At 61.0% G+C, this 21679-nt stretch carries 12 protein-coding genes and 1 pseudogene; 3 read left to right on the top strand and 10 right to left on the bottom strand.

Going from position 1 to position 21679, the window contains the following annotated elements:
- Window positions 1–524 precede the first annotated feature (524 nt).
- Window positions 525–2252 carry a gamma-glutamyltransferase gene (gene ggt, locus BZK31_RS22200; protein ID WP_083185456.1) on the bottom strand — a complete coding sequence of 576 codons (1728 nt, stop codon included), beginning with the start codon at window positions 2250–2252 and terminating at the stop codon, window positions 525–527.
- 264 nt (window positions 2253–2516) lie between these two features.
- Between ggt and BZK31_RS22195 the strand changes: the two genes are divergently transcribed.
- Entirely contained in the window at window positions 2517–3281 is a 765-nt protein-coding gene (locus BZK31_RS22195; RefSeq protein WP_083185455.1) for a response regulator transcription factor, read from the top strand.
- A 29-nt stretch (window positions 3282–3310) separates the two neighbouring features.
- A complete protein-coding gene (locus tag BZK31_RS22190; protein WP_083185454.1) occupies window positions 3311–4648 on the top strand; it encodes an ATP-binding protein in 1338 nt (445 codons plus the stop codon).
- A 48-nt stretch (window positions 4649–4696) separates the two neighbouring features.
- Here the strand turns inward: BZK31_RS22190 and BZK31_RS22185 are convergent, their stop codons facing one another.
- The 3 genes from BZK31_RS22185 to BZK31_RS22175 form a co-directional block, all read right to left on the bottom strand.
- Window positions 4697–6667, bottom strand: a complete 1971-nt coding sequence (locus BZK31_RS22185) for a TonB-dependent receptor domain-containing protein (RefSeq protein ID WP_083185453.1) — start codon at window positions 6665–6667, stop codon at window positions 4697–4699.
- Window positions 6668–6920: 253 nt separating this feature from the next.
- Window positions 6921–7808 carry a 3-hydroxyisobutyrate dehydrogenase gene (mmsB, locus tag BZK31_RS22180; protein WP_083185452.1) on the bottom strand — a complete coding sequence of 296 codons (888 nt, stop codon included), beginning with the start codon at window positions 7806–7808 and terminating at the stop codon, window positions 6921–6923.
- A 31-nt stretch (window positions 7809–7839) separates the two neighbouring features.
- Entirely contained in the window at window positions 7840–9366 is a 1527-nt protein-coding gene (locus BZK31_RS22175; RefSeq protein WP_083185451.1) for a CoA-acylating methylmalonate-semialdehyde dehydrogenase, read from the bottom strand.
- A gap of 159 nt (window positions 9367–9525) precedes the next feature.
- Between BZK31_RS22175 and BZK31_RS22170 the strand changes: the two genes are divergently transcribed.
- Window positions 9526–10473, top strand: coding sequence for a LysR family transcriptional regulator (locus BZK31_RS22170; protein WP_083185450.1), 948 nt, complete (start codon window positions 9526–9528; stop codon window positions 10471–10473).
- A 99-nt stretch (window positions 10474–10572) separates the two neighbouring features.
- On the opposite strand, the gene BZK31_RS22165 is transcribed toward BZK31_RS22170, so the two are convergent.
- The 6 genes and pseudogenes from BZK31_RS22165 to BZK31_RS29885 all read right to left on the bottom strand — a co-directional run.
- The gene (locus BZK31_RS22165) at window positions 10573–10959 is read right to left on the bottom strand and encodes a VOC family protein (RefSeq protein WP_083185449.1); all 387 of its coding nucleotides are present in this window, start codon (window positions 10957–10959) and stop codon (window positions 10573–10575) included.
- Window position 10960: 1 nt separating this feature from the next.
- Entirely contained in the window at window positions 10961–11974 is a 1014-nt protein-coding gene (locus BZK31_RS22160; RefSeq protein WP_083185448.1) for an isopenicillin N synthase family dioxygenase, read from the bottom strand.
- Window positions 11975–12267: 293 nt separating this feature from the next.
- Window positions 12268–14360: pseudogene (gene recD / locus BZK31_RS22155) on the bottom strand (exodeoxyribonuclease V subunit alpha).
- On the bottom strand, window positions 14357–18052 hold the full coding sequence (recB, locus tag BZK31_RS22150) for an exodeoxyribonuclease V subunit beta (protein WP_083185447.1): 3696 nt from the start codon (window positions 18050–18052) through the stop codon (window positions 14357–14359). The pseudogene recD and the gene recB overlap by 4 nt, the downstream one beginning before the upstream one ends.
- Window positions 18049–21525 (bottom strand): exodeoxyribonuclease V subunit gamma, encoded by a 3477-nt coding sequence (recC, locus tag BZK31_RS22145; RefSeq protein WP_083185446.1) that lies wholly within the window; start codon window positions 21523–21525, stop codon window positions 18049–18051. The genes recB and recC overlap by 4 nt, the downstream gene beginning before the upstream one ends.
- A partial coding sequence (locus tag BZK31_RS29885; RefSeq protein WP_208617222.1) for a hypothetical protein occupies window positions 21464–21679 on the bottom strand: 216 nt, incomplete at its 5' end. The genes BZK31_RS29885 and recC, both read right to left, overlap by 62 nt.

The raw sequence follows: 21679 nt of genomic DNA, 5'->3' as shown, positions 1-21679 counted from the left end.
GCCGTCGATGCCTTCAGCGGCTGGAGCCGTCAGCGCTGGGTACGCAACTGACCGCGCCTTTGGATGCTTTCGCGGACAAGTCCGCTCCCACTGAACTGCAATACCGCCATCCTCGTGGGAGTGGACTTGTCCACGAAGGCTGGGTGTGAGGCGCTGCATCCTCGGCCGGGTGTACGGGTTATTCGCGGACAAGTCCGCTCCCACTGAACTGCAATACCGCCATTCTGGTGGGAGTGGACTTGTCCACAAAGGCTGGGTGTGAGGCGCTGCATTTTCGGTGGGTGTACCGGTTTGTTCGCGGACGAGTCCGCTCCTACGGATACGCAAAACGACACGGCCTATTGCGAGCAAGCTCTCTCCCACTGAACTGCGATACCGCCATTATGGTGGGAGTGGACTTGTCCACGAAGGCTGGGTGTGAGGCGCTGCATCCTCGGACGGGTGTACCGGTTTGTTCGTGGACGAGTCCGCTCCTACGGATACGCAAAAACCGTGACACAGCGCCGTGTCGGAGATCGCTGAACTCAATACCCCAACGACAACCCGGTGTTACGACGCGGGTCGTTGGCGCCGTAGAAGCGGTTGTTGCCGACCGGCTTGCCATCCAGCGAAGGCGCGCCCACCAGAATCGCCGCCACATGGTTCATTGGCTGCGGACCTGCAAACTTGTGGCCCCAGCTTTCGAGGATTTTCAGCGTGTCGGGACTGACCGCAAAGGTGTCCAGGTTGGTCGTTTCAGGCTGCCATTGTTGGTGGAAACGTGGCGCATCGACCGCTTCCTGAATGTTCATGCCGTAGTCGATCACGTTGAGCATGGTCAGCAGGGTTGCGGTGATGATGCGGCTGCCGCCTGGCGTGCCGACGACCATCACGGTCTTGCCGTCCTTGGTGACAATGGTCGGGCTCATCGATGACAGCGGGGTCTTGCCTGGCGCGATGGCATTGGCTTCGCCCTGCACCAGACCGTACATGTTGGGTACGCCCGGCTTGACAGTGAAATCGTCCATCTCGTCGTTGAGGATCACGCCGGTCTTGCTGGCCATGACGCCTGCGCCGAACCAGTTGTTCAGGGTGTAGGTCACTGAGACCGCGTTGCCCCACTTGTCGACGATCGAATAATGCGTGGTGTTGCTGCCTTCATGCGGCGCAACGCCCGGCTTGATCTTGTTCGAGTCGCCGGCCTTGTGCGGATCGATGGCCGCACGAAGCCTGGTCGCGTAGGCCGGGTCCAACAGGTGCTCGATGGGGTTTTTGACGAAGTCCGGGTCACCCAGGTAGCTGTTGCGATCCACATAGGCGTGACGCATGGCTTCGATCTGATAGTGCATGCCCTGCGCCGAACGGAAGCCCAGCTCTTTCATCGGGTAGCCTTGCAGAATGTTCAGTATCTGGCAGATGACCACACCGCCGGAACTCGGTGGTGGTGCCGACACCACGTGATAACCACGGTAGTCGCACTCAACGGGCGCCAGTTCACGAGTTTTGTAATGGTCCAGGTCAGCCTGAGTGATGATGCCTTTGCCCGCCTGGCTTGAGTCCACCAGCGCCTTGGCGACCCAGCCTTTGTAGAAACCGTCACTGCCCTTTTCGGACACCTCGCGCAGGGTCTTGGCCAGGTCTTTCTGCACCAGCTTCTGGCCCACCTGCAGCGGCTCGCCCTTGTCGAGGAAGATCGAGCCGGAGTCGGCCATGTCCGCCTTGAACACGTCGGTCGCACTGTGCAGCATGTCGATATCGCCCTGACGCAGTACGAAACCGTCTTCAGCCAGCTTGATGGCTGGAGCGATCACATCTTCACGCTTGCGAGTGCCATATTTGCTCAGCGCCAACTCCATGCCCGACACCGTGCCAGGCACACCGACGGCCAGATGGCCTTTGGCGCTCAGGTCCGGGATGACGTTGCCCTCCTTGTCCAGGTACATATTGGCCGTGGCGGCCAGCGGTGCCTTTTCGCGAAAGTCGATGAACGTCTTGCGGCCATCGGCCAACTGGACAGTCATGAATCCGCCACCCCCCAGGTTACCCGCGGCGGGATACACCACTGCCAGCGCGTAACCGACGGCAACCGCCGCATCGACGGCGTTGCCACCGTCCTTGAGCACATCGACACCGACATGGGTCGCCAGGTGCTGGGCCGTTACGACCATGCCGCTCTCGGCAGCAACCGGTGCCTGGGAAGCAGCGAAAGCAGGGGAATACGCAACAATCAGTGCCGTCGCAATCAGCGACCTGGCGAGGGGTTCGAACTTCATGAGCAGTCTCTTCTTCTGGAGTCAGGGACGTTTTACGGATCGTTGTCCACTGTAAGACAACGCGTTGCACTACCGCCTCAAGGTCTACCGGCATCCTTGCGGTGGTCGAACCCATTCAAAGTAACGGGTCCTGACGCGTTTACATAGCGCAAAAGACCAAATACACAGCAGCCCAGCGCCAGATGCACGAATGGGATAAGATCGCGCCCACCAATGAGAATCATCCCCAGGTCTGCCTCCAGCCCGTGTCGCAGGAACATCATGATGTGCGCGTCAACTTCACTTCGTCCGGCCCCACGCATTCTAGTGGTGGATGACCATCGCAAGATCCGCGACCCGCTCGCGGTGTACCTGCGTCGTCATCTGTTCGAAGTGCGCACGGCAGAAGACGCGGCGGGCATGTGGCAATTGCTCAGGCAGCAATGCTTCGATGTCGTGGTGCTGGACGTGATGCTGCCGGACGGTGACGGCTTCGAGTTGTGCAATCGTCTGCACCGACGCGAGAACATTCCGGTGATCCTGCTCACGGCCCGCGACGCCTCGGCTGATCGGGTGCGCGGTCTGGACATCGGCGCCGACGATTACATCACCAAGCCGTTCGAGCCCCGCGAGCTGGTTGCACGAATCAACAGCGTGTTGCGCAGGCGTGGCCCGGTGCGCGCCGAACCGGTCGGCGTAACGCCCGACGACACCGCCCCCCTGTCCCGGCACTACGCGTTTGCGGGCCTGAATTTCGTCGCCAGCACCGGCACGCTGGTGCGACGCGACGGCTCGACAGTCAGGCTCAGTACCGTGGAAAGCCGATTGCTGACCGTGCTGCTCAATCACCCCAACAGGATGCTCGACCGCCAGCGCCTGATCGACCTTACAGCACGGTCCGGCAACGAGGTCTACGATCGTGCCATCGACCGGCAGATCAGCCGTCTGCGGCGCAAGCTGGATGACAACCCGGACGAGCCCGCTCTGCTGCGTACCATCTGGGGCGACGGCTACCTGTTGGCGGCGGATGTGAGCGTATTCGACACATGACCCTGTCTCGCCACCTTTGGCCCAGACGCATGACCCGACAACTGGGCGTGCTGTTATTGCTCGCGCTACTGGCGTCCAACGCCATCGCCATGCTTTATCTGCAACGCACCGGCGCGCTGATTCACCCGCTGTCGCGCACCCTGGCTGTCGAGCGGCTGATCACTGCCTACCATGCGGCTCAAGGACTTTCCGCCGATGACGCATCGCGCCTGCTGAACGCGATGCAAACGCCAGACTCGGAAATCTGGGTGTCCCAGGCCCCTGTCGCCAACACCCTGGACATGCGCGCCGAGGAACATCGGTTGGTCGCCGACCTCAGGAAACGCCTGACCTTGCCCACCGACACCACCATCGGCATGCAACTGGAACGTATCAGCGGCGGACCGGCCCGCGAGCATGTGTTCGTCGCCGCCGGTTGGGCGCCGCTGCGGCTGCGCACCAGCATCGACCTGCTCAACGGCTCGTACCTCAACGCGATCCAGCACCCGGCCGGTGGCTACGAATGGGGAAGGATGCTGGCCTACACCCTGCCGGTGACGACCATTCCGGTGCTGTTGATCGTGGTGTTTTTCATGCGCCGTATCGTGCAGCCGATCAAGCGTCTCGCACAGGCGACCGAGCGCGTGAGCCGCGGCGAATGGATACCGCCGCTGCCGCTGTCCGGACCACAGGAAGCTCGCGACCTGACGACATCCTTCAACGTGATGCAGGAACGTATCGCCCGACACGTCGAAGGGCGCACACGCATGCTCGCCGCCATCAGCCATGACTTGAACACCCCGATCACCGAATTGCGCTTGCAGTTGGAACTGCTGGAAGACGGCCCCGAACGCGATGACATGCTCGAAAGTCTCGACGAGCTAAGGGCGATGGTGCGCGAGACGCTGAATTTCGTGCGCGACGATTCCGTGCAGGAAACCATGGTCGACCTCTCGCTGACGACCCTGCTGGACGATCTGGCCAGACGCTACAACACCCTGGGCCAGTCGATCGGCTTGGACACTCAAGGCGAAATCCGCGTGCATTGCCGACCGCTGGCACTCAAGCGTGCGCTGACCAATCTCATCGATAACGCGCTGCGCCATGCCGGTGACGCCAACGTCAGCGTGCGGGTCGAAGCTGACGGGCATATCCGTCTGGAAGTTCTGGATCATGGACCGGGCATCGAGCAGGCGTGGCTGACGCAGGTGTTCGAACCGTTCGTACAGTTGAGCCAGAGCAGCGCGGACACCGCAAAGGGCGGCGGCCTGGGGCTGGGACTGGCTATCGCCCGCTCCTGCATTCAGGCCCACGGCGGCGAACTTACCCTGGAAAACCGCCCGCCAGCCGGGCTGTGCGCCGTGGTGCGCCTGCCCGGGATTAGATGAGGGTTCCCACGTTCCACGTCCGCTCGAGAAACAACACAACTTCCGCAATCAGAACCGCACAGTGGTGCTCGCCCACAACGTCCGACCGTAATTCACCGTGCCATAGGTTTCATCATCCAGACGCTTGTCGGTGATGTTGTACAGCGCGGCGTTGAACGACACGTTTTTGCTCAGCTCATACGAACCACCGAAATCCGCCGTAGTGTACGCAGGCGACGGTTCGTCGTTGACGGTGTTGCCGTATTCCTCACCATAGTAGTTGGTCGCGGTCCACAACTGGGTACGGTCGTTGACGTTCCATTCGGCACGCAGATTGGCCTTGCGCTCTGGCGTCAGGGCCAGTGGCGCGCCGGCGTTGACGCCGCTCTTCTGCTCCGAATCGGTGTAGGTGTAGTTGCCCTTGAGCGCCACGTCAGGGGTGATGTCCCAGCGACCGTTGAGCTCGACACCCTTGATCACCGCCTTGTCGACGTTGACCCGGTCCATCACGATAAAGCCGTTCCAGCGTTCGGTCGTGGTGACGGTGGACAGTTTGTCCTGAAAGTCGTTGTAGAACACCGTCGCGCCCGCTGACAAATCATTGCGGTTGGACCATAACGCCGACAACTCGTAATTGGTGCTGGTCTCGGGTTTGAGGTCCGGGTTGCCGAACATCACGAAGGTGTTGCGGCGCAGGTACGAGTAGCCCGGCACCACGGCGCGCACTTCAGGCGCCTTGAAGCCACGGGCGACGCCGCCCTTGAAGGTCCAGTCGTCAGTCGCGCGCCACACACCGTAAATGCGCGGGCTGAAATGCACGCCGTATTCTTCGTGATGATCCATGCGCAAGCCGGTGGTCAGCGCGAACGTATCGGTCATCGACCATTCGTTTTCGGCGAACAGCGCTTTCTGCACCACCGAGAATTCATAGTCCTTGCGATCACCCAGCCCCTGATTCCAGTCGGTCACCGTGGTGTCATTCCACTGCAGGCCGGTGGTGGTGATGTTGCGTTCGGTCGGCATTACCAGCTTGGCGTCCAGCACAGTATTCTCGACCGTCGGCTTGCGCCCGAGCACGTCGGTCTGGGTCGCACTGGCCTTGCCTTCACGGCTGGACTTTTCATGCGACAGCGAGACATCCGAGGTTGCCCAGCCCCAGCGGCCCTGATGAGAGATGGAGCAGTGATCGCGGTTATTCTCCTGCTCACGCGTGGCCCAGTTGGCGCTCAGTCCATCACCGTTCTTCAGCCGCGTCGCACCGGCTTCGAGCAGGATATCGTGGTCCACCGTCGGGGTGATCGACAGCCGGGCGGTCAGGTCACGGTGGTCAGCCTTGCTGAAACCATTGGTCTGCTCGATATCGTCATCCGCCTGACGATCCAGATATCGCCCCCAGACCTGCAAGCCCAGCAGGTCGGTCTTGAGCGGGCCACCGAGAAAGAACTGCGTCTGGCGCGCATTGCCCTGATCACTGTGCTGGCGCGCCGAGTAATCGTAGGTGATCGAACCGCCCCACTGCGGCGTAACCTTGCGTGTGATGATGTTGATCACACCGCCGATGGCATCCGAGCCGTACAGCGAAGACATCGGCCCGCGCACCACTTCGATGCGCTCGATGGCTTCGGCGGGCGGAATGAAACTCTGCTCGTAACCACTGTTACCATTGACCCGCGATTCACGCGCGCTCTGGCGTTTGCCATCGACCAGAATCAGCGTGTAGTCGGCTGGCATGCCGCGAATGGAGATATCGGTCTCGTTGGCGCCGCCGTTGACTGTCACGCCCTCGACATCGCGCACGGCATCGGTCAGGTCGCGGAATGAACGCTTGCGCAGTTCGTCACCCGTGATGACCGTCATTGACGCCGGTGCATCCTCCAGGTTTTGCTCGAAACCGGCGGCGGTCACTACCACGTCCTCAAGCGACAGCACATTGGCCGTTTCAATGACCTGCCCGGCCGCATGGACCTGACCCGATGCCAGACAGGCCAGAGCGACATTGACCATCACAACCACGGGCCGCAAACGAAGAGGAGAATGCATGAAGCTTCCTTACGATTCACAAGTAAAAGAGAATCGTATGCATCTGCATTCAGAAAGGTTGGACAAAATGTGACAAGACGACGTGGAATCTACCCCGTCGTCTTTGACACATCGCGGTCTTTCGGCAAGCACTCCGTCGGAGAGCGCTTGCCTGCGATCAGCAAGTAATCAGCAAAGACGTTGCCGCCCTGATCGCGCCCATCGTTTTGCGTGAACAGACAGCCGTCAGCCATGGCGTGCATGATGAAAGACCTCAGCTCTTCCTGCGATAACCTTCGATGATCGCCGAGAAATCCTTGCCACCCTCGCCCCGCAGGCTCATGGACTGATACAACTGCTGCGCGACCGCACCAAGAATCACTGGCTGCTGCACCGACTTCGCCGCTTCGGTTGCCAGCCCCAGATCCTTGAGCATCAGCTCGGCACCGAACCCACCGGTGTAACCCCGCGCTGCCGGCGCGGTTTCGACCACGCCGGGCCAGGGGTTGTAGGCTTCCGAACTCCAGCAGCGACCCGTCGACGTGTTGATGATGCTGGCCAGCACCTGCGTATCGATACCCAGAGCATTGCCCAGCGCCATGGACTCCGATACGCCGATCATCGAGATCGCCAGCAGCATGTTGTTGCAGATCTTGGCGATCTGACCGGTACCGACCTCACCGCAATGCACAATGTTGCGGCCCATCTGCTCCAGCATCGGTTTAAGTGTCGCGAAGTGCTCGGGCGAGCCGCCGACCATGAACGTCAAAGTGCCCGCCTGCGCGCCGCCAGTACCGCCGGACACCGGCGCATCGCCCAAAACCACACCTTGAAGCGCGGCGGCGGCAGCGAGGTCGCGGATGGTCTGCGGATCGATGGTGCTGCAATCCACGGCAGGTGTGCCGGGCGCGATACCTTTCAGCACACCGTCGTCATTGAGATACACGCTGCGCACATGCGCCGCTGCGGGCAGCATCGTTATCACCCGCTCACTGCCTTCGGCCGCCTGCCTGGGGGAATCACTGATCTGCGCGCCGAGTTCGGCAAACTCGGCCAGCACCGTCTTGTTCAGATCGAACAGTTGCAGGTGATGGCCGGCCTTGATGAGGTTACGGGCCATGGGGGCGCCCATGTTGCCCAGACCGATGAATGCGATGTTCATTGTTGTTCTCCTTCGCGGAGCAGCTTCAGGCTCAGCGCAGATTGATCGTGGTGTTCACGCCATCGTTCACGCTGTCGTCATCGAACCAGCGGCTGGTGACGGTCTTGGTCTGAGTGTAGAACTGCACCACCTGTTTGCCGTAGGGCCCAAGATCACCCAGCTTGGAACCCCGCGAACCGGTGAAGCTGAAAAACGGCACCGGCACCGGAATCGGAATATTGATGCCAACCTGGCCGACGTCGATTTCACTCTGGAACTTGCGCGCTGCCGCACCGCTTTGGGTGAACAGTCCGGTGCCGTTGCCGAACGGGTTGGCGTTGACCAGCGCAATGGCCTCGTCCAGCGTAGCCACCTCGACCACCACCAGCACCGGGCCGAAGATTTCCTGGGTGTAGATCTGCATGTCGGTGGTGACGCCGGAGAACAGCGTAGGGCCGACGAAGTTGCCACTCTCGTAGCCCGGCACTGAAATGTCCCGCCCGTCCAGTTCCAGCGTCGCGCCATCACGCACGCCGCTTTCGATCAGATCGACGATACGCTGCCGGGCGCGACGGGAAATCACCGGGCCGATATCAGTGCCCGGCTCATGGCCAGCGTTGACCTTGAGCTTCTGCGCCAGCGCCTTCAAATCCGGCAGCCACTGTTTCGACGCACCGACCAGCACCACCACGGAAGTCGCCATGCAGCGCTGACCGGCGGCCCCGAAACCTGCGCCCACCAGCGCATTGAGGGTCTGCTCGCGATTGGCATCGGGCAGCACCACCGCGTGATTTTTCGCGCCCATCATCGCCTGCACGCGCTTGCCGTGCCGACCTGCCAGCTCATACACATGGGTGCCGACCGCCGTCGAGCCGACGAAGGAAATGGCCTTGATGTCCTGATGCGTGCAGATCGCGTCGACGACGTCCTTGCCGCCATGCACCACATTGAGCACACCGGCCGGAATGCCCGCCTCGACTGCCAGTTCGACGAGCAGCATGGTGGACAGCGGATCCTGTTCGGACGGTTTGAGCACGAAGGTATTGCCGCACGCGATGGCCATCGGAAACATCCACAACGGGATCATCGCGGGAAAGTTGAACGGCGTGATTCCGGCGCAAACGCCGATGGGCTGACGCAGCGTGTAGGTATCGACGCCACTGGCAACGTTTTCGGCGAACTCACCCATCTGCAGAGTGCCAATCGAACAGGCGTGCTCGACCACTTCCAGGCCACGAAAAATATCGCCCTCCGCGTCCGCCAGGGTCTTGCCCTGCTCGGCACTGAGCACCGCTGCGATGCACCTGGAGTGTTCACGAATCAGCGCCTGCAACTTGAGCATGATGCGCATGCGCGCTCCGACAGGCGTGTCCCGCCAAGTGCGAAACGCCTTGTGCGCCGCCGCGACGGCGGCATTCACTTCTTCCGACGTAGCGAACGGCACCTGTGCCAGAACTTCCTGTGTCGCGGGGTTAACGATGTCCTGCCACTCGCTGCTCTGCGAATCGACCCATTCACCGTCGATCAGCAGTTTCACGCGGGCCACGGCCGTATTGTTCTTGTTCAGTGAGGCGTTCATTTCAACCGTTCTCCCTTCAGGCAAACCAGGTTCGCCAGGCGCGCTGTACGCCGGCCGTCATGGTCCCTGACAGCGTTGTCGTTGGATTGGTCAGAGGGCGTGCTTTGGAGTATAGATGTGCAAACTTCTAACAAGAACGCACATAAAAGCAGGCTCAACATGCAAAAAAACATCACATCCCTGGGTCTGTTGAACTGGGATGACCTGAAGTTTTTCCTTGAAGTGGCACGCACCCGAAAAGTCAGCAGCGCCGCCAAACGCCTCGCCGTGGATTACACCACCGTCTCGCGACGGATCAACTCGCTGGAAACCTCGCTCGGCACGCTGCTGTTCGAGAAGTCCCGCAACAACGGCTTCATCATGACGGCCGAAGGTCAACGCCTGCTGGGTTATGCGGAATCCATCGAAAGCACGCTGCACCTGGCGTGCGAGCAGGTGTCCGGCTCCAGCGTCGCATTGTCCGGACATATCCGCATGGGCTGCACCGAAGGGTTCGGCAGCTTCTTCATCACCCCGCAACTGAGCCACTTTCTCGACGCCTACCCCAGCATTTCCGTCGACATTCTGCCGCTGCCGCACTTTATCAGCCTGTCCAAACGCGAAGCCGACATCGTCATCGCCCTGGAACGTCCGGAACACGGCTCCTACGTGTGCTGCAAACTCTGCGACTACAGCCTGCGCCTTTACGCCACGCAGGACTATCTGGACAACCGCCCACCCATCCAGCGCAAGGAAGACCTGGCCCACCACCTGTTCATCAGCTACGTCGACGACCTGGCGTTCAGCTCAGAACTGCTTTACCTCAGCAATCTGCTGCCCAACGCCCAGGCGCAACTGCGCAGCACCAGCGTCATCGCCCAATACACCGGCGCCCTGCAAGGCCGCGCACTGGCAATCCTGCCGTGCTTTCTGGCCGCACAGGATCCGAGGCTGGTACCGGTACTGGAACATGAGGTCGAGATCGTTCGGCAGTTCTGGATGTACTGCCGGGAGGACCTGCGCAAGCTGAAGCGAATTACGGTGCTGTGGGATTACATCCGGGAGGTGACGGAGATGAATCGGGGGCTGTTGTTGGGCGAGACGGCGACGCCGCGTTTCAAGGACTGAAGGGCTCAATCCTTTCCACACAACTCAATCAGCGCATGGCTGGGCGACGCATGACTCATTGCCGAGTCGGCCGCCCCTTCAATGCAAAGCAGCGACCGTTCAGAGCATGAAATTGATCCTGAAAACGTTCTGCTCGGGGTCCAGCAACACCGCCTGATACCAGTTGTAATACGTCAGATACGGTGCCTTGATCAGCGTCGCGCCCTGCTCTACCGCCAGCGGCACCAGCCGGTCGACCTCGGTTCGTCCCGCAACGTCGATGTTCAGCAGGAACTTGCACCCGCTGCTGCCTGCGAATGCATCGAGGCCAAGCAGCTCGTACGCATCAGGCGCATTGAAACCGATGCAGGTCTTGCCCGTGTCCAACCCGCGGAATATTGGCGACCTGATGGCTTCGATTTCGCGAAAGCCGAACAGGTTCGAGTAAAACGTGCTCAGGCGAACAATGTCCTGAGCGAATACGTTGACGTAAGACAGTGAGTTCATGTCAGGCCACCTTGCTGCCGCCGAAGGTGGTCTGTTTGACGAATTTGGATAACAGATGATCGCCCGAGGTAACCGGCGCGTGCCGAGGCGTGGCACCGAGCGGCAGGCAACCGGGCAGACACTCGATCAAGGTGTCGTAGTTGGGTTGATGGAAGAACACCAGTGACTGCCGCCGATTGTCCTGCTCACTGGTCATGGGCGGATTGACGACCCGATGCAGAGTGGAAATCCATTCATCGTTGGTCCACTGCATCATCAGGTCGCCGATATTGACCACAAAACCATTCTCGACATATGGCACATCGACCCACTTGCCCTGCCGATTGCGCACCTGCAAGCCGCCCAGCGCGTTGTCAGGACGTACGATGGTCAGGCTGCCGTAATCGGTGTGCGCACTGGCGCGTAACTGCCCCGCCTCAACCTCGGTTTTGATGTCCGGGTAACTGAGACTGCGGAACATGCTGATATGCCGGTCAATCTTGTCATCGAAAAAGTGCTCGTCCAGCTTCAACGCCAAGGCAAACAGGCGCATCAATGATTGAGCCAGCTCGCTCATCGCCTCGAAACAGGCTTGATAAGCCTCTTTGAATCCTGGCAGCAACGCTTGCTCGGGCCAGACGTTCGGTGCGAAGTGCGGCCCGGCCTCGGCGCTGCGGTAGTAATCTTCATCGGGCACATGGCTCGGCCCGATGGAAAAGGACTCCTTGAGATCCCCTGGCGCACTTTCCTCCAGTGAATACGACAGGCTCTCTTCGGCTATCGCGCTGTAACCACGCACCATCTCCGGGCTGGGTCGGTCCACCTTGCGCTTTTCAGCCAGTGGCAAATCAAAGAACTGCCGAGTCAACCTTGAAACCCGATCGATAAGCTCACCGGGAATCTGGTGTTCGGTAATCACCAGAAATCCAATGTCCTTGCATGCCTGATTGACCGACTGCGCTACGGCTGCCTTGCCGTCCGGTTCTCCTGAAAAATATGGGGCCAGGTTAACGATGGGCACATAGTGCAGAGTCATGTGGCTGATTCCTCTCGCTGACACGTTGCGGGAAAGGTTCACCGCCAAGGGTGAAGGTCAACGAGGCGAGAGCAGAAAGCATGCCACCGGAAGAATTGATAATGCATACAGAACGTTAGCTGTTTGCACCGCGCGATACAGATCAGACGGTCTGAAACAGAACGCATGGTTTAAATGCGTGAGAACGAAAAACGGCCCAGAAATGCGCACATTTTCACCGAGTGTCTATCCACACTCAGCGGCATGTAGCCAATGGTTCGCGCAGAAAGGGCGGACGTCCGCTCGAACGTCCGTCACAGCCCCAACATCAACCCACTCAACCGCTTCACCTTGCGCCTGAGCGCTTCTTCGAACACGCCCTGTCGTGGCTCGATCAAACTGAACCAGTGCTTGGCGCGGGTGATGCCGGTGTAGATCAGTTCCTTGGTCAATACCGGATTCAGCGCTTCGGGCAGGATCAATGCGGTGTGGGCAAATTCCGAGCCTTGGGATTTGTGGACGGTCATGGCGTACACGGTTTCGACTTCATTGAGTCGGCTGGGCAAAACGAAGCGCACGCCGCCGCTGCCGTCGTTGCGTGGGAACGCGACACGCAAGACGTATTTGTCTTCGCCTTCACGCTCGGGCAGGCGCAGGGTGATGCCAATGTCGCCGTTCATCAGGCCCAGGCCGTAATCGTTGTGGGTCATGAGAACCGGACGGCCTTCGTACCACTGCTGCTCGCTTTCAATCAGGCCGGCGTTGAACAGCGCGTGGGTGATGCACTGGTTCAAGCCTTCGACGCCCCAAGGTCCTTTACGCACCGCGCACAGCAACTGGAATGCGTCGAAGGCCTGCAGCACCGAGCGCGCCCACAAGGTCCAGCAGTCGTCCTCCAGCGTCGAACCTGAGCCGGGCGCTCATTCGCCAGCACACTCAGGTAATGCCGATAGCCTTGCGGACCCTGCTCACCCTTGCCCAGCCCGTCAAGTACCAACCGCTCGAACTTGAGGTCCTGCTCACCCTTGAGCGCCAAGGCGAACAAGTCGCTGTGGCTGCCTGCGGCCAGCAGCGCCCTTGCCTGCTGATCCTGTTGCTGATTGACCAGTCGAGCCAGCTGTCCGATGCCGCTGCCCTGCCCGAATCGCCGCGAGTGACGCAGCATCACCACTTGCTGTGCGAGCGGATGCTGCCGGGCATCGCCCTGACGCAATCCGCTCTGGCTCAACCGTTCGCCACTGACCGCTTCCAGCCAGGCCTGTGTGTCGGGGCTGTAGAAGCCGTCTTCGGCATCACGGCACAGGTCACCCAGCACCGCACCGGCCTCCACCGATGCCAACTGATCCTTGTCACCCAAGAGCACCATGCGCGCATGGGTTGGCAAGGCGTCGAGCAGATTGGCCATCATTTCCAGGTCGATCATCGAGGCTTCGTCAACGACCAGCACGTCCAACGGCAGCGGATTGCTTGCGTGATGCCGGAAATGCCGTGTCCCGGGACGACTGCCCAGCAGGCGGTGCACCGTGGTGACCTCGCTGGGGATTCGTTGTCGCACGTTGTCACTGACATCCAGGCTCTGCACCTGCTGGCTGATGGATTCGGTGAGTCGCGCCGCCGCCTTGCCGGTGGGTGCCGCCAGACGAATGCGCAGCGGCTGACCGCTTTGCACGGCAGGCGCCTGCAACAACGCGAGCAGACGCACGACGGTGGTGGTTTTGCCGGTGCCGGGGCCGCCGGTAATGATGCTGAACGCTCGGCGAGTGGCCAGCGCGCAGGCCAGTTTCTGCCAATCGACGAGCGCGTCCGGCGCAGTATTGGCACTGCCGAACAACGCGTCCAGACGCTGCGCAAGATCCTGCGGCGCAGCTTCGTCCTGTGCCAGACGCTGACGCAAGGCAGCGGCAATGCGTCGCTCGTACGTCCAGTAGCGACGCAGGTACAAGCGCCGATCCGAGAGCACCAGCGGCTTTTGCAGGGCCTCGACGCTCAAGTCGTCCGCGCGAGCCACCAGAAGGCTGCCCGCCAGCGCATCACACCACGCCGGGCCGTCCAGCGTTGCCAGCAACTGCGATGGCAACAGCATTGGAGCGCTTTGCAGATCGCCTTCGGGCGGCAATGACAGGGCGAAGTCGGGTTCTTTCAGTGTTTCGTAGAGATCGAGGCAGACATGGCCATGTCCCAACTGATGGCTGGTCAACGCTGCGGCAATCAGCACCAATGGATCGGCGTGTGGATCGAGATCGCTGAGGAAGGCCACGAAGGCACGGTCCAGCGCACGCAGCCAGCCACGCTCGACCCAGCGCTCGAGCAGGATCAGCAAATCCTGAACGCGGGTCAGCGGGCTCAAGTCGGCAAGGCTGACGTCGTTCAGTGCGGTGGGCAGCAACTCATTGAACGAGCGGCTCATGCGAACGCTCCCGGCAGATCCTGAGGTAACGGTTTGCCCTGAAACAGCAGGTCCAGACATTCGATCAGCTCACGCGGCGGCCGGGTGAACCAGGCGCCCTGGCTGGACGAATGACCACCGCGCAGGAACAGGTACAGCGCGCCGCCCATGTGCTGGTCGTAGTCGTAATCGGCCAGACGCGCCTTGAGCTGGCGATGCAAGGCCAGCAGGTACAGCACGTATTGCAGATCGTAACGGTTGTCGAGAATCGACGCCTGCATGGCAGCTTCGGTGTAGGCCGCATCATCCGGCCCTAACCAGTTGGATTTGTAGTCAGCCACGTAATAGCGCCCTTCATGCTCGAAGGTCAGGTCGATGAAGCCTTTGAACATGCCGTTCAGCGACACGGTTTCAGTCGCGGCCCGTGGCGCATTGTCATGAGTGAAGTGGCGCACGAGGGCATCCATTCGGGCCACGTCGACCTGGGTGCTGGCGAACCAGAACTCCATCTCGACACGGTATTGATTGGGTTGATCCAGCTCGCCCAGCGCAACCGGCGACGCATCGGGCGAGAGGCGCAAGGGCATGTTCAATACCCGGTGTAGCCAGTCGGTCAACGTAGTGATCCAGCCTTCCCAGCCTCGGCGGTTACAGCGTCGGGCGACGGCATCGGTCAGGCGTTCAGGGTTATGCGCGGTCAGCGCGAAGCCTTCATTGCCTGCCCATTCCAGCAAGCCGTGCAGGAAGGTGCCGGGATTCGGTCCGCGTGGGAATCGATGAATATCGCCACCGCTGGTGGCTACGTCGCGAGGCGCTTCGGGGTCCAGACGTTCGTCGTCGAACAGCTTCTGCGCCTGCGGGCTGTCTGGAGACTGATCGGCACCGGCCGTGATCGTGTCGCCAATACGCAGCGCACTGTACGAAGCGATCCACCAGTTTTCCGCAGCACGCCGCTTGGGCACCAGCGGCTTGAGCAGAGACGCGTCGTTGCGGGGCGCGCTGAAACGCTCGGCGGTCGGTTCGGGAATAGGCTGCAGCGCAATGGCCCCGCAGTCGGCATGCAGATCACGCAGCCAGACTTTCAGGTCGGCCGACTCGGCAAGCACCGCGCCGCCGCCCAGCAGATAACCGAGTGCAGAACGGTGCAGCATCGAGCTGTTGGCGTTACCGCGTTTCAGATCGGCAACGCCCAGCCAGCAGGCATGTTCCGAACGGGTCAAGGCGACATAAAGCAGGCGCAGGTCTTCGGCCAGACGCTCGTCATCCGACTGCTGGATCAGCGCTTCGGTGGGTTGCAGGCTGATCTGTGCGTTGCCGTCGGCATCGTGAAACTGCAACGGCAGGCGCGTGCCATCCACCGGTTTGGATGAGCAAATGAACGGCAGGAACACCAACGGATACTGCAAGCCCTTGGACTTGTGAATGGTTACGACCTTGACCAGTTGCTCGTCACTTTCCAGACGCAGGATCTGCTCTTCGCCTGCCTGACCGGACAGTGCCAGATGATCGCCGAGGTGACGAATCAACGCCTGTTCACCGTCCAGCTCGGCAGCGGCCTGCTGGAGCAATTCGGACAAGTGCAGCAGGTTGGTGAGCACGCGCTCGCCGTCGGTACGGGTCATGAGCGTCTGTGGCAAAGCGAAGTCATGCAGCAGGCGACGCAGCATCGGCAGCACGCCCTGAGTACGCCATAAGCTGCGATAACTGCGGAATTGCATGACGCGCCGTTCCCACGCCAGTTCGTCCTGGTTCAGACGTTCCAGCTCGGCCAGCGGCAAGTCCAGCGTGATGCAGGCCAGAGCGGCACGCAGGGTGCGCTCGGAATCCGGCTCGGCACATGCTTTGAGCCACGACAGCAGGTCATGGGCTTCCTGCGCGGCAAACACTGAGTCCTTGTCCGACAGGTAGACGCTGCGCACACCGCGCGCGGACAGCTCGTTGCGCACAGCCTGCGCTTCCTTGCCATCGCGCACCAGGATCGCGATATCGGCCGGGCGCAATCCGCGCAATGCCTTGTCGGCTGCCGCGAACCCTGCCCGTCCCTGTTGGCCAGCATTGAGCAGGCGCACGATTTCACTCGCGCAACTGGCCGCCAGCTGCTGGCGATAAGCGACGCCGGACACTGGCTGTTCACTTTCCAGATGCCAGACCGTCAGCGCAGCAAGCGGAGCGCCATCAACTTGCAGTACCTCCTTGCGCCCTTGAGCCAACGCATTGGCAAACGGCACCGGGTTGTTGCCGTGTGCATCCCTGAACAGAAACGCGCCGCGCCCTTGCGGACGCAGCTCTGCCCGTTCGAACACATGGTTGACCGACGCCACCATCGCGTGGCTGGAACGGTAGTTAGTGTCCAGCGAATGCCAGCGGCCCGAAGTGGCCTGACGGGCGCGAAGGTAGGTGTAAATGTCGGCACCGCGAAACGCATAGATCGCCTGCTTCGGGTCGCCGATCAGGAACAAACCGGTCTGTTCGTCGTTGTCTTCGAGGCGATAGATGCTCTCGAAAATCCGATACTGCACCGGGTCGGTGTCCTGGAATTCGTCGATCAGCGCAACGGGAAACTGCTCGCGAATCAGCGTCGCCAGACGCTCGCCACCGGCTCCGCGCAACGCGTTGTCGAGCCGCAACAGCATGTCGTCGAAACCCATTTCCGCACGCCGTCGCTTCTCTTCTTCGAAGCGCGCACTTACCCATTGCGCAGCGTGCTGCAAGACTGCGGCGTCGGGTTTCGGCAATCCGTCGAGCGCCGCCTTGAGCTCCAGCATTGCGTCGAACGCCGGGTGCGCAGGCGCGTCGCTCTTCCAGGCTTCTGCAATGCCGTCCGGCGTCAGTCGGGTGAAGCCGGTGCCCAGGTCAAGCGCTTCAAGGGTTTCATCGGCGGCCCAGGCAGCGAGTTTGTCGAACCAGGGCCTGAAATAACGTTCCTGCATCTTGCGTCCATCGACCACCTTGCGAGCCACCCCGTCCAGGCAGATAGCCAACAGCTCGCCAGTCCAGGCGGTCCAGGGTGCCTTCAACGCGGCCAGCGCCTTGCGACGTTCCATCAAGGAAGCGGCGATCAGCTCGGCCGGCTCCTGAGTCCCAATGTTGCGTTCACGTCCGAACAGACCGCGTACTCGGGGTAACAGCGCGGCCGGCCCACTCCAGTTCTCGCGCACCCACGTCAGCGCATCGCCGCTCATGGGATAGCAGAACCGACGCCAGTAGTCGCGCAGCACTTCGCCGAGCAAATCACTATGGTCGGTTTCCAGCGTCTGGGTGAACAGACTGCCGCTGTCGAAAGCATGCTCGCGCAACATGCGCTGGCACCAACTGTGAATCGTGGAGACGGCGGCCTCGTCCATCCATTGTGCGGCGATGTCCAGACGACTGGCGCAGGCAGGCCAGAGCTCGGCGCTGAATTGATCGCGCAGCTTGGCAATCAAGTCATCCGGTGCTTCGATTTCAGCACGAAAGAATCGCGCCGCTTCGGCCAGGCGGGTACGAATGCGGTCGCGCAGTTCCTTGGTTGCTGCGTCGGTGAAGGTCACGACCAGTATCTGCGGTGGTAGCAACTCGCGGCCGAAACCAGAAGCTTCATCGCCATGCCCCAGCACCAGGCGCAGGTAAAGAGCCGAGATCGTGAAGGTCTTGCCGGTGCCGGCGCTGGCCTCGATCAGTTGACTGCCGCGCAGTGGAAAACGTAGCGCCAGAGGAAGCGTCATGTCGTTCATACGCCTGCCTCCGTGCTGGAGAGTGATTGCCATGAGGCGTCGTAGATCGGTTTGTAGAGTGTCTCGCACCAACCGACGAACTCTTCGCTGTCCATCAACGCATCGAAATCCGGGTACTGGCGAGCCAACGCCGTACTTTCCCGACGTTCGCCGTCGGTGGTCTGGCCGTCGCCTTCGTAGGCTTTGCGCGCCGCCGCTTCAGCTTTATCCAAAGGTTGTCCCAGCCAGGCAAAGGCGGTTTTAACGGCCACCGGCAACGGCTGTTGCATCCCGTGCAGCCAGGCCATCAGCAGATGATTGAGGGTCGTGATCGCGGCGTCTTTTTCAAGCGCGGGCAACATCAAGGTTTCATCGCTGGCAACGAGCGCGGTACTCAGTGGCAGGCCACAGGCGCAGGCCACCAGATGGTTGACCCACGGACGAATCAACCGATGCCATTTGCGGGTCTTTTTCGAACCGATGCTGTTAGGAATGGCGGTCACGAGCAGCAGTTCGCCTCGGTCGTTACGATGCAGCCCGCCCAGCCAGCCATCGATGCTCACGCCACCGTGGCTGAAGCTGATCGGCAAGGCGCTGCTCAGCGGCTCAGGCCAGAGCGTCAACAGTTCATGGTAGCGCTTGAGCACATCGGGCAGTGGGTCGATCAGTTCCTGCTGCAGGCAAGTGCCGAAACCCGCCAATGGCAGCAAACCGCTGGCCTGCAATTTGAGCGCCTGGGCGTGCAGAGCGTTGTCGATATCATCCGGCTGAGCCATGGCGGCATTGAGCAGGCTGCCGCTAAGGCCGTAACGCTCCAGCGCGTCGAGCACGAAAGGCTCTTCGTCGGCCAAAGGCGCTTCGGCCACTTCGAAGTAGATCTTCAAGCGCTGACTGAAAAAGTGCTTCACCGGATTGCGCAAGAAATCCTGCAATTGCGCAATGGACAGCGGCTCCTCCTGTTGATGAGCAGGCAGTTCCTTCTGCACCCTCGGCACGGCGTCGGTCTCATGCAGCAAGCGCCATTCCCGGGCGAAGCTGAAGTAGCCGGTGCCCGCGTGAAAATAGTCAGCGCTGAACGGCTGCAGTGGATGGTGCAGGGTCAACGCATTCAACAGCCGCTCTCCTTCGTCCTGCTTGCTGCTGGCATCCGGCTCACCGGCCAGCTTCCAGCCGCTGGCCAGATGATCACGCAACTGACCGATCAGCACCGATGCAGGGCGGTCACTGTTGTCACGAATGCTGCGCCCGACCCAGCTGATGTACAGCTGATCTCTGGCCGAGAGCAGCGCTTCGAGCAACAGGTAGCGGTCATCTTCGCGGCGCGATCGATCGCCGGGGCGGTAATCGCTGCCCATCAGGTCGAAGTCCAGCGGTGGCTGGGCACGCGGGTAGTCACCGTCGTTCATGCCCAACAGGCACACCACTTTGAATGGAATGGCGCGCATTGGCATCAAGGTGCAGAAATTGACCGAACCTGCCAGAAAGCGCTGGGACAGACGCCCTTGATCGAGCCCGGCCAGCCACGCTTCGCGGACCACCGTCAGCGGCAGCTCATCGACCAGCCCGACCGTCGTGCAGGTCTCCAGCCAGGTTTCACGCAGGGTTTCGAGCTGCGCGAGCAGGTAGTCATCATGCTCGCTGTCCGCCAGAAAGAACAATTGCAGGACGGCTTGCAGGCGAGCCCCCCATTGTTCGGGCGTCGCGGGCTGTGACAGTTCGCCATGCGCCGCTTCAAGGGCATCAATCAAGGCCACCAGCGGACCGATCAGCGCAGCGTCCAGCCCGCCGATCTCATCGTAGGGCTCTATGCCTTCGTAGGCAGCACCGGCACCAACCGCGTAGCCAAGCAACATTCGACGCAGACCAAAATGCCAGCTGTTTTGCTCCAACGCTTCCGGCAAGCCGAGTCCGGCGCGCTGCTGTGCATTCAACCCCCAGCGGATGCCTGCGCCTTCGATCCAGCGATGCAGCGTGGGCAGGTCACGCTCCTGAATCCGGAAGCGTGCTCGCAAGGCAGGCACGTCGAGCAGGTCGAGGATTTCACTGACCGGGAAGCGGCTGTCCGGCAGTTTCAGCAGGTGCTCGACGGCAATCAGCAACGGCTCGCGACCGCGCTGTCCCTGGTCGGCCAGTGTAAAGGGGATGAAACGACGGTCGTCTCGTTCGATCTGTCCAAACACAGCGCGAATGTGCGGCGCATAGCTGTCGATGTCCGGGACCATGACGATCACATCACGCGGACGCAGATCGGGGTCACGGCTGAAACGCGCCAAGAGCTGGTCGTGCAGCACTTCCACTTCACGCTGCGCACTGTGGGCGGCGTGAAAGCGAATGGAGCGATCCTTGAGAGCGTCTACCGCCGGCCACAGCTCGCGGGTTTCATCCAGAGGACGCAGCTCAAGAATGTCATCCTGCAATTGATTGAGAAGTGTGGTGGGTTCACTCTCACTGAACAGGTCGATGCGTTCGTCTTTGAAGGAACCGCGATAGCTTCCCGGATCGTCATGGCTGTCGAGCAGATTGATGTAGTCGCGACCCTGCTTGCCCCACGCGGCGAGCAGGGGATGGGCATGCTGATGCAACGTTTCGGGATCCAGCGCCATCGACATGCCGTTCTTGCGGGCCTGACGCTTGTATTGATGGCGCAGCAGGTCCTTGTCGGCAACGATATCGGCCCAGTGGTGACGACAGGGGTTATGCACGCAGAGCAACACCTGGCTGAATCGCGCCAGCCCGGCGAGCGCCTCCAGTGCCTGTGCCGGCAGCGAGGAGATGCCAAACACAATGACCCGTGCCGGCAGTCCGGATGGGACTTCCGCCAGATTGCGGATGCGCTCGATGAAACGTTGATGCACACCGGCACGGCTTTGCGCCATGCCTTCAGCACCCACGTCATGCAGCAGTGCTCGCCACAACTCTGCCTGCCAGCAGTTGGACGGCGTGAGAGGCTTGGCCTCGCCTCTGCCATTGCGCAACTGATGACGCCCGGCGGCCCAGTCTTCCAGCCAGTCGGCGCGATAAACCTGATATTGGTCGAACAGGTCCGATAGGCGTTCTGACAATTGATAGCGCTTGCGCAAATCAGTGTCGTCCGTCAGGAAACGCTGCAGCGGTTCGAAGTGAGGCTGGTTGATGAGCTCGGGCAACAAGCGCATCAGTCGCCAGGTCAGCGGGCCTTTATCGAGCAACGAGGTTTCAGGGATTTCGTCTCGACCGAGAACCGTTCGATACAACTTCCACATGAAGCTACCGGGCAATTGGACATCAATCGCAGCAGCGATGCCGCATCCGCCAGTGTCTTCGTCTTGTGCATCCTCGGCCAGAGCCAGCTTGAGCCATTGGGCGATACCGTTGCTCTGCACCAAGGCGATCTCGTTCTCCAGCGGCGCCAGGGGATAACGACGCATCCAGGAAACAACAAGGCTGCGCAGTTCATCCAGGCGGTTGCCATGAACCACCATGAAACCGGCGCTCAGCGAGGTTGTTACGGGCATGCGTGCTTCCTTGACTGGAACGAATGAAACCTGAGGGCAAACCATAAGGGCAAGCGCGCTGGATTGCCATACGCAAGTTGAACGCAAAGATGGCTGGCTTAAGCTGTGGGTCAGCTTTGGCGTTGACGACGCCATAAAGACAAAACCCCTCACC

The organism is Pseudomonas floridensis, assembly GCF_002087235.1.
In the GTDB taxonomy this organism is placed as follows: domain Bacteria; phylum Pseudomonadota; class Gammaproteobacteria; order Pseudomonadales; family Pseudomonadaceae; genus Aquipseudomonas; species Aquipseudomonas floridensis.
This window is presented reverse-complemented; position numbering and strand designations above follow the sequence as displayed.

What these genes read in the sequence shown, in the direction of transcription:
- BZK31_RS22190 (WP_083185454.1), top strand. Translation starts at nt 3,311, where the DNA reads ATGACCCGACAACTGGGCGTGCTGTTATTGCTCGCGCTACTGGCGTCC.
- mmsB (WP_083185452.1), bottom strand. Translation starts at nt 7,808, where the DNA reads ATGAACATCGCATTCATCGGTCTGGGCAACATGGGCGCCCCCATGGCC.
- BZK31_RS22165 (WP_083185449.1), bottom strand. Translation starts at nt 10,959, where the DNA reads ATGAACTCACTGTCTTACGTCAACGTATTCGCTCAGGACATTGTTCGC.
- recB (WP_083185447.1), bottom strand. Translation starts at nt 18,052, where the DNA reads ATGAACGACATGACGCTTCCTCTGGCGCTACGTTTTCCACTGCGCGGC.
- ggt (WP_083185456.1), bottom strand. Translation starts at nt 2,252, where the DNA reads ATGAAGTTCGAACCCCTCGCCAGGTCGCTGATTGCGACGGCACTGATT.
- BZK31_RS22185 (WP_083185453.1), bottom strand. Translation starts at nt 6,667, where the DNA reads ATGCATTCTCCTCTTCGTTTGCGGCCCGTGGTTGTGATGGTCAATGTC.
- BZK31_RS22175 (WP_083185451.1), bottom strand. Translation starts at nt 9,366, where the DNA reads ATGAACGCCTCACTGAACAAGAACAATACGGCCGTGGCCCGCGTGAAA.
- BZK31_RS22170 (WP_083185450.1), top strand. Translation starts at nt 9,526, where the DNA reads ATGCAAAAAAACATCACATCCCTGGGTCTGTTGAACTGGGATGACCTG.
- BZK31_RS22160 (WP_083185448.1), bottom strand. Translation starts at nt 11,974, where the DNA reads ATGACTCTGCACTATGTGCCCATCGTTAACCTGGCCCCATATTTTTCA.
- recC (WP_083185446.1), bottom strand. Translation starts at nt 21,525, where the DNA reads ATGCCCGTAACAACCTCGCTGAGCGCCGGTTTCATGGTGGTTCATGGC.
- BZK31_RS22195 (WP_083185455.1), top strand. Translation starts at nt 2,517, where the DNA reads ATGTGCGCGTCAACTTCACTTCGTCCGGCCCCACGCATTCTAGTGGTG.